At 72.8% G+C, this 9,369-nt stretch carries 2 protein-coding genes; both read right to left on the bottom strand.

Going from position 1 to position 9,369, the window contains the following annotated elements:
- On the bottom strand, positions 1-4,525 hold a 4,525-nt coding region (locus KN815_RS41460), incomplete at its 3' end, for a type I polyketide synthase (protein WP_216346947.1).
- 62 nt (positions 4,526-4,587) lie between these two features.
- Positions 4,588-9,369: type I polyketide synthase (locus KN815_RS41455; RefSeq protein WP_216346946.1), on the bottom strand; the 4,782-nt coding region annotated here is incomplete at its 5' end.

Raw genomic sequence — 9,369 nt, 5'->3', positions numbered from 1 at the left:
TGAGTTCGGCGGTGAGTTCGGCGGCGCCGGGGGCTTCCGCGCCACGGCGGCTGAGCAGGACGAGGTGGCGTACGCCCTGCTCGGCCACCACGTGCTTGGCGAACAGGGTGCCCAGGGTGCCGGTGGCCCCCGTGATCAGGACCGTGCCCTCGGGGTTCCACTCGGGGGCCTGGTTCTCCGCCGCCACGGTGGCGCGGGCCAGGCGGGGGGCCTTCACCGTGCCCTCGCGCACCGCGAGTTCCTGTTCGCCGGATGCCACAGCCGTCGGCAGTGCGTCCAGCGAATCGGCGTGGCCGTCCACGTCCACGAGCAGGATTCGGCCCGGGTTCTCCGACTGGGCCGTGCGGACCAGGCCGCGGGCCGCGGCGTGGGCCAGGTCGTCGCCGGAGGTGAGGATGATCAGGCGGGTGTCGGCGAAGCGGTCTTCGGTTAGGTAGGTCTGGAGGGTGGTGAGGGTCTGGGTGGTGGTGTGGTGTGCGGCCCGGGTGGGGTTCTCCCCAATCCCGCCCCTTCCCGCAACCATGGGCTCCGCCCCTGGACCCCGGTCCTCAAGCGCCGGACGGGCTGGGTGTGCCGCGCCCGGGCCTTCAGGTGCCGCGCCCGTACGCCCTTCGGGCGTGTCCTCAATCGCCGGACGGGCTTGATTTGCCCCACCTGGGCCTTCAAGTGCCGCAGCTTGGGCTTGAGTTGCCAGCGACACCACGATGTACTCCGGGGCCTTCCCCGCCGCCTCGGTCAGGGTGGTCAGGTCCGGGTAGGTCTCAAGGCCCAGGGGATTGGGGCCCACCGCCACCCAGCCGTCCGTGGATGCCGGGCCGGACGGTGTCGGGATCGTTGTCCAGTCCACGCGGAACAGGGCGTCCGCCGCGCTTCCACCGGAGCGGTCTGTGTTCAGTTGGTCCGGGGAGACCGTGCGCAGTGCGAGGCGTTCCACCTCGGCCACCGGGGCGCCGGTGACGTCGGCGAGTTGCAGGGACACCGTGCCGTTTCCGGCCGGGGACAGCCGGACCCGTACGCTGTCCGCGCCCACCGAGTGGACGCGGACACCGGTCCAGGAGAAGGGCAGTCCGCCCTGGCCCGGGTTCTCGGTCAGGTCGCTGAGACCGATGGTGTGCAGTACGGCGTCCAGCAGGGCCGGGTGCAGGCCGAAGACGGCGGCGCCGGGTTCGGCGTCCTCGGGGAGGGCGACCTCGGCGTAGACCTCGCCGTCGCCCCGCCAGGCGGCCCGTAGCCCCTGGAAGACCGGGCCGTAGCCGAAGCCCGCCTCGGCCAGGCCCTCGTAAAGGCCGTCGGTCTCGATGCGCTCCGCCCCGGCGGGCGGCCAGGCACTCAGGTCGAACGAACCCTCCACCGTGCCCGCCGCCAAGGCGCCCGTGGCGTGGCGCAGCCACGGCTCGTCGTCTCCGGCCTCGTCGGGACGGGAGTGGAGGGCGAGGGTGCGGCGGCCGGTGTCGTCCTGGGCGCCCACGGCGATCTGGAGTCGGACCCCGCCCCGTTCGGGCAGGATCAGCGGGGCCTCCAGGGTGAGTTCCTCGACCAGGTCGCAGCCGGCCTGCTCACCGGCGCGCACGGCCAGTTCCACGAAGGCGGTGCCGGGTAGCAGCACCGCGCCCATGACGGCGTGGTCGGCCAGCCACGGGTGGGTGTCCAGGGCGAGCCGCCCGGTGAACAGGAAGCCCTCGGCGTCGGCCAGGGACACGGCCGTGCCGAGCAGCGGATGGTCGGCGGTGCCGAGGCCGAACGAGGTCACGTCGCCGTAGGCGGTGCCCGCGTCCAGCCAGTAGTGCTCGCGCTGGAAGGCGTAGGTGGGCAGTTCGACGCGCTCGGCGCCGGTCCCCGCGTAGTACGCCGCCCAGTCGGGGGCCGTGCCCCGGGTGTGCAGGGTGGCCAGGGCGGTGGTCAGGGTCTCGGCCTCGGGACGGCCGGACCGCAGCGTGGCGGCGAACGCCACCTGCTCGGACTCGCCCACCAGGCACTCCTGGCCGAGCGCGGACAGCACCCCGTCCGGGCCGAGTTCGAGGTAGGTGGTGACGCCCTGCGCCTCCATGGCGCGCATGCCGTCGAGGAAGCGGACGGCCTCGCGGACGTGGCGGACCCAGAAGTCGGCGGTGGCGATCTCGGCGGCGGGCGCTATGCCGCCGGTCAGGTTGGAGACCACCGGGATCTTCGGGGTCTCGTACGTCAGGCTCTCGGCGACCTTGCGGAACGCCTCCAGCATCGGGTCCATCAGCGGCGAGTGGAAGGCGTGGCTGACGGTGAGCCGCTTGGTCTTACGGCCCTGGGCCGCGAAGCCTTCCGCGATCTCCACGGCCGCGTCCTCGTCACCGGCGATGACGACCGACGTCGGGCCGTTGAGCGCGGCGATCGAGACGCGCTCGGTCAGCAGCGGCGCCACCTCGTCCTCGGACGCCTGGACGGCGATCATCGCGCCGCCGCCCGGCAGCCGCTGCATCAACCGGCCCCGGGCCGCCACCAGCAGGGCTGCGGCGTCGAGCGAGAGCACCCCCGCCACATGCGCGGCGGCGATCTCGCCGATGGAGTGGCCGGAGACCACGTCCGGCTTCAGGCCCCACGACTCGACGAGGCGGAACAGCGCCACCTCGATGGCGAACAGCGCGGGCTGGGTGAACCCGGTCCGGTCCAGCGCGGCGGCGTCGCCCCCGAACAGCACGTCCTTCAGGGGCCGTTCGAGGCGCGGGTCGAACGCGGCGCACACCGCGTCGAACGCCTCGGCGAACGCCGGGTAGGTCGCGTACAGCTCGCGCCCCATGCCGAGGCGCTGGCTGCCCTGGCCGGTGAAGAGGAACGCCAGCTTGCCCCGCGTCTCCACACCCTGGACCACCCCGGCGGCGGGCTCACCGGAGGCGAGCGCGGCGAGGCGGTCGAGGAAGGTCGCGCGGTCACCGGCGATGACGGCGGCCCGGTTCTCCAGGGCGGCGCGGGTGGTGGCGAGGGAGTGGCCGAGGGACACCGGGTCCAGCTCGGGGTGTTCGGCCACAAAGCTGTGGAGCCGGGCGGCCTGGGCGCGCAGGGCGTCCTCGCCCTTGGCGGAGACCAGCCACGGCAGCAGCGGGAGGGTGCGGGGCTCCGCCGTCTCCTCGGCGGGGGCCTCCTCGGCCTCCTCGACCTCGGTGTCCTCCGCCACCGGCGCCTGCTCGATGATCAGGTGGGCGTTGGTGCCGCTGATACCGAACGAGGACACGGCGGCGCGGCGCGGACGGTCGGTCTCCGGCCACGGCCGGCCCTCGGTCAGCAGCGAGACGGCCCCGGCCGACCAGTCGATATGCGGCGACGGCTCGTCGATGTGCAGGGACTTGGGCACAAAGCCGTGCTCAATGGCCTTGACCATCTTGATGATCCCGGCGACACCGGCGGCGGCCTGGGTGTGGCCGACGTTGGACTTGATGGAGCCCAGCAGCAGCGGCCGTTCGGCGGGCTTCTCCTTGCCGTAGGTGGCCAGCAGCGCCTGCGCCTCGATCGGGTCGCCCAGCGTCGTACCGGTGCCGTGTGCCTCGACCACGTCGATCTGGTCGGCGGTCAGCCGGGCGCTGGCGAGCGCCTGGCGGATGACGCGCTGCTGGGACGGGCCGTTGGGCGCGGTCAGACCGTTGGACGCGCCGTCCTGGTTGATGGCCGAGCCACGGACGACGGCCAGCACCTTGTGGCCGTTGCGGCGGGCGTCCGACAGCCGCTCCACCAGCAGCATGCCCGCGCCCTCGGACCAGCCGGTGCCGTCCGCCGACGCCGCGAAGGACTTGCAGCGGCCGTCGAAGGACAGCCCGCGCTGGCGGCTGAACTCGGTGAAGGTGCCGGGCGTCGACATCACGGTCACACCGCCCGCCAGCGCCAGCGAGCATTCGCCGTTGCGCAGCGCCTGCATGGCCAGATGCAGGGTCACCAGCGACGAGGAGCACGCGGTGTCGACGGTGAGCGCGGGGCCCTCCAGACCGAAGGTGTACGCCACCCGGCCGGAGGCGATGCTGCTGGAGCCGCCGGTGCCGAGATAGCCCTCGACACCGGGCGGCACGGCGCGCAGCCGCGAGGCGTAGTCGTGGTACATGACGCCCGCGAAGACACCGGTACGGGTGCCGCGCACGGAGGTGGCGTCGATGCCCGCCCGCTCGAACACCTCCCAGGTGGTCTCCAGCAGCAGCCGCTGCTGGGGGTCCATCGCGAGGGCCTCGCGCGGATTGATGCCGAAGAACGCCGGGTCGAAGTAGTTGGCGTCGTGGAGGAAACCGCCCTCCCGGACATAGCTCGTGCCCGCGCCGTCCGGATTGTCGTCGAAGAGCCGCCCGATGTCCCAGCCACGGTCGGTGGGGAACTCGGAAATGCCGTCCCCGCCCTCGGACACCAGACGCCACAGGTCCTCGGGCGACTCGACGCCGCCCGGGTAGCGGCAGCTCATGCCGACGATCGCGATGGGCTCCTGGTCCTCCGACTCCACCTCTTGCAGGCGGCGCCGGGTCTCATGCAGGTCGGCGGTCACCCGCTTGAGAAAGTAGCGGAGCTTTTCCTCATTCATACGTGCGTTTCCCTCTCGAGGAATCCGGAAGACCTTGTCACTTCACGCCGGCCACGGTCATTTCAGGAGATCCCGAATTCCTTGCCGATGAAGTCGAAGAGGTCGTCGTCCGTGGCGGACTCCAGCTCCTCCGCGACTCCGGCGCCGTCTTCCGGTCCTCGGTCGTCATTCCATTGCGCGAGCAGTGCCTGTAGCCGCGCGGTGATCCTGCTCCGGCCCTCGTCGTCCGGGGTGGCCCCGGACAGGGACTTCTCCAGCCCGTCCAGCTCCGCGAGCAGCGAGGTGACCGCCGTCGCGTCGTCCGGCAGGATCTCCCCGCGCAAGTACTCGACCAGTGCGTTCGGTGTGGGGTAGTCGAAGACCAGCGTCGCCGGGAGCCGGACTCCGGTGGTCGCGTTCAGACGGTTGCGCAGCTCCACCGCCGTCAGCGAGTCGAAGCCGACCTCGCTGAACGAGCGGGCCGGGTCGACCGTCTCCGGGCCCGGGTAGCCGAGCACGGCCGCCACCTGGGTACACACCAGCTCCAGCAGCACCTCTTCCCGCTCGGGCTCGGAGAGCCCGCCGAGCCGCTCCCGCAGCGCCTCGGCACCGGCCGCGGCGGCCGCCGCGGACTCGGCGGCTCGGCGGGCGGGGGCCCGGACGAGACCGCGGAAGAGCGCGGGGAGCATGCCGCTTCCGGCCTGCGCCCTGAGGGCCGCCATGTCGAGCGGCAGCGGTACGAGGAGCGCCTCGTCCGAGCCTTGCGCGGCGTTGAACAGCTCCAGGCCGGTCTCGGCCGTGAGCACGCCGATGCCGCCGCGGCGGATGCGGGCGATTTCCGCCTCGTCCAGCTCGCCGCCCATGCCGCCGCCCATGCCGCCGCCGGCCACGGACCACAGGCCCCAGGCGAGGGAGGTGGCGGGCAGGCCCTGTGCGGTGCGGTGCTGGGCGAGGGCGTCCAGGAAGGCGTTGGCCGCCGCGTAGTTGCCCTGGCCCGCACCGCCGAAGACGCCCGCGGCCGAGCTGAACAGGACGAATGCGGACAGGTCCGCGTCCTGGGTCAGCTCGTGGAGGTTCCACGCCGCGTCGACCTTCGGGCGCAGTACGTGGGCCATGCGCTCCGGGGTCAGCGAGGCGATCACGCCATCGTCCAGGACACCTGCCGTGTGGATGACGGCGGTGAGGGGGTGGGCGGTGGGGATGGACCCGATGACCTCCGCGAGGGCGGTGCGGTCGGCCGCGTCGCAGGCCGCCCAACGGGCTTCGGCACCCAGCTCGGTGAGTTCGGCGGTGAGTTCGGCGGCGCCGGGGGCTTCCGCGCCACGGCGGCTGAGCAGGACGAGGTGGCGTACGCCCTGCTCGGCCACCACGTGCTTGGCGAACAGGGTGCCCAGGGTGCCGGTGGCCCCCGTGATCAGGACCGTGCCCTCGGGGTTCCACTCGGGGGCCTGGTTCTCCGCCGCCACGGTGGCCCGGGCCAGCCTTGGCGCCCGGATGGCGCCGTCACGAATCGCGATCTGAGGTTCGCCGGTGGCGAGAGCGGTGGCCACAGTGTCCTGTGGCTTGCCCTGGCCATCTGTGTCCACCAGGACGATGCGGTCCGGGTTTTCCGCTTGTGCGGAGCGGACCAGGCCCCAGGCGGCGGCTTGGGCCGGGTCGGGTGCGGACTCGTCCGGGGTGGTGCTTACGGCGCCGGTGGTGAGGATTACCAGGCGGGTGTCCGCGAAGCGGTCTTCGGCCAGGTAGGTCTGGAGGGTGGTGAGGGTCTGGGTGGTGGTGTGGTGTGCGGCTCGGGTGGGGTTTTCCCCAATCCCGCCCCTTCCCGAAGCATCGATATGCGGCTCCGCCGCGTGGTGGGGCTCCGCCCCAAGGCCCCGGTCCTCAAACGCCGGACGGGCTGGAGATGCCGCATCCGGGCCATCAGATGCCGCGCCGTCCGAGTGCACGCCCGTACGCCCTTCGGGCGTGTCCTCAATCGCCGGACGGGCTTGAGTTGCCGTAGACGCGTGAGTTGCCGTAGTCACGACGGATGCCGGGTCCGTTGCGGGCAGCGACATCACTACGTACTCCGGCAGCTTCGCACCGGAATCGAGTGCCTCTGCCAGCGCCGCCAGGTCCTGGTAGCTCGTCAGACCCAGGGTGTTGGGGCCCACTGCCGCCCACCGGTCGGGGGTTGTCTCTCCGGACGGCGACGCCGCTACCGGCACCCAGTCCAGGCGGAACAGGGAGTCGGACGGGCCGCCCGGGCGGGACGCGCCCAACTGGTCCGGGGAGATCGTGCGGAGGGCCAGGGCCTCGACCGATGCCACCGGGGCGCCCGTCGTGTCGGCCAGTTCCAGGGTCACCGTGCCGGTGGCCGTGCCATCCAGCCGCACACGCAGCGCCGAGGCGCCCACCGCGTGCAGGGAGACGCCGGTCCAGGAGAACGGCAGGCGGCCCTGGCCGGTGCCCTCCGCAGTCGACTGGAAGCCCAGCGCGTGCAGTGCGGCGTCCAGCAGTGCCGGGTGGAGCCCGAACGCGCTCGCGTCGGACTTGCGGTCCTCCGGCAGGCGTACCTCGGCGAACACCTCGTCGCCGCGTCGCCAGGCGGCCGTCAGGCCCTGGAAGACCGGGCCGTAGCCGAAGCCCGCCTCGGCCAGGCCCTCGTAGAGGCCGTCGGTGTCGATGCGCTCCGCCTCGGCGGGCGGCCATGCGGTCAGGTCGAACGAACCCCCCACCACGCCCGCCGCCAAGGCGCCCGTGGCGTGGCGCAGCCAGGGCTCGTCGGCCGGGGCGCCCTCGGTGCGGGAGTGCAGGGTCAGCGCGCGGCGGCCGGTGTCGTCGGGCGCGGCGAGCGCGAGCCGGAGCTGGACGGCGCCCTGGTCGGGCACGATCAGCGGGGCTTCCAGGGTCAGTTCGTCCAGGCGGTCGCAGCCCACGTGGTCCCCGGCGCGCAGCGCCAGCTCCACGAACGCGGTGCCGGGCAGCAGGACGGTGCCCATCACGGCGTGGTCGGCCAGCCAGGGCTGGGTCTGGAGGGAGAGCCGTCCGGTGAAGGCGATGCCGTCGGAGTCGGGCAGCTCCACGGCGGCGCCCAGCAGCGGGTGTCCGGCCGCGTGCAGGCCGATCGCGGTGGCGTCGCCGCCGACCGGTCCGGCGTTCAGCCAGAACGAGCGGCGCTGGAAGGCGTACGTCGGCAGGTCGACCTGGTGCGGCCCGTACGGCGCGTACAGCGCGGTGAAGTCCACGGCGGCGCCCCGGACCTGGGCGGTGCCGACCGCGGTGAGCAGCGTTTCCGCCTCGGGGCGGCCCTTGCGCAGCGCGGCGGCGAATCCAGCCGCGTCGGCGTCGGTCACGCAGTCCTGGGCCATGGCGGTCAGGACGCCGGCGGGGCCGAGTTCGAGGTAGGTGGTGACGCCCTGGGCCTCCAACGTCCGTACGCCGTCGAGGAAGCGGACGGCCTCGCGGACGTGGCGCACCCAGAAGTCGGCCGTCATGATCTCCTCGGCGGAGACCACGGCACCGGTCAGGTTGGACACGATCGGGACGCTCGGGGCCTGGTACGTCACCGTGTGCGCCACCTCGCGGAAGGCGTCCAGCATGCCGTCCATATGGGGCGAGTGGAAGGCGTGGCTGACGGTGAGGCGCTTGGTCTTGCGGCCCTCCGCCTCGAAGGACGCCGCGATCTCCAGTGCCGCGTCCTCGTCGCCCGCGACCACGACCGAGGTCGGGCCGTTGACGGCCGCGATGCTCACCCGCTTGCCGAGCTGCGGGGTCACCTCGTCCTCGGACGCCTGGACGGCGATCATCGCGCCACCGGCCGGAAGCCGCTGCATCAACCGCCCACGGGCGGCCACCAGCTTCGCGGCGTCCGCGAGCGAGAGCACACCGGCCACATGGGCGGCGGCCAGTTCGCCGATCGAGTGGCCGGAGAGGTAGTCCGGCTTCACTCCCCAGGTCTCGACCAGGCGGAACAGTGCCACCTCGACCGCGAACAGCGCGGGCTGGGTGAAGCCGGTCCGGTCCAGCTCCTCGGCGTCGTCCCCGAACAGCACCTCACGAAGGGGCCGTTCGAGATGTGTGTCCAGCTCGTCGCAGACGGCGTCGAGCGCCTCGGCGAACGCCGGGTAGGCGTCGTACAGCTCACGGCCCATGCCGAGCCGCTGGCTGCCCTGGCCGGTGAACAGGACGGCCAGCTTGCCGCCCTCGGCCACCGTGCCCTCGGCCAGCCCGGTCGTGGTGCGGCCTTCGGCGAGCGCGTCGAGACCGGCCAGGAAGCCGTCCCGGCCCGCGGCGACGAGCGCCGCCCGGTGCTCGAAGGACACCCGGGAGGTGGCCAGCGAGTGGCCGATGTCGGCGAGGGACAGCCCGGGGTGGTCGGCCAGATGGGCCCGGAGCCGGGCCCCCTGGGCGCGCAGCGCCTCGGGGGTCTTGGCGGACAACACCCACGGCAGAACGGACGGCTCCGCGGACGGCTCAACGGACGGCTGAGCGGCCGGAAGCGCGGGCGCCGCGGCCGGTTCGGGCTCCGGCATCTGCTCGATGATGGCGTGCGCGTTGGTGCCGCTCATGCCGAAGGAGGAGATACCGGCCCGGCGCGGACGCCCGGTCTCCGGCCACTCCCGCGCCTCGCTCAGCAGCGAGACAGCGCCCGACTCCCAGTCCACATGCGGCGACGGCTCATCGATGTGCAGCGACTTCGGCAGAACGCCGTGCCGCATCGCCAGCACCATCTTGATGATGCCCGCGACACCGGCCGCCGCCTGTGTGTGGCCGAAGTTGGACTTGATCGAGCCCAGCCACAACGGCTGTTCGGAAGACTTCTCCTTGCCGTAGGTGGCCAGCAGCGCCTGCGCCTCGATCGGGTCGCCCAGCGTCGTACCCGT

This window comes from Streptomyces niphimycinicus, assembly GCF_018883605.1.
GTDB lineage: Bacteria > Actinomycetota > Actinomycetes > Streptomycetales > Streptomycetaceae > Streptomyces > Streptomyces niphimycinicus.
This window is presented reverse-complemented; position numbering and strand designations above follow the sequence as displayed.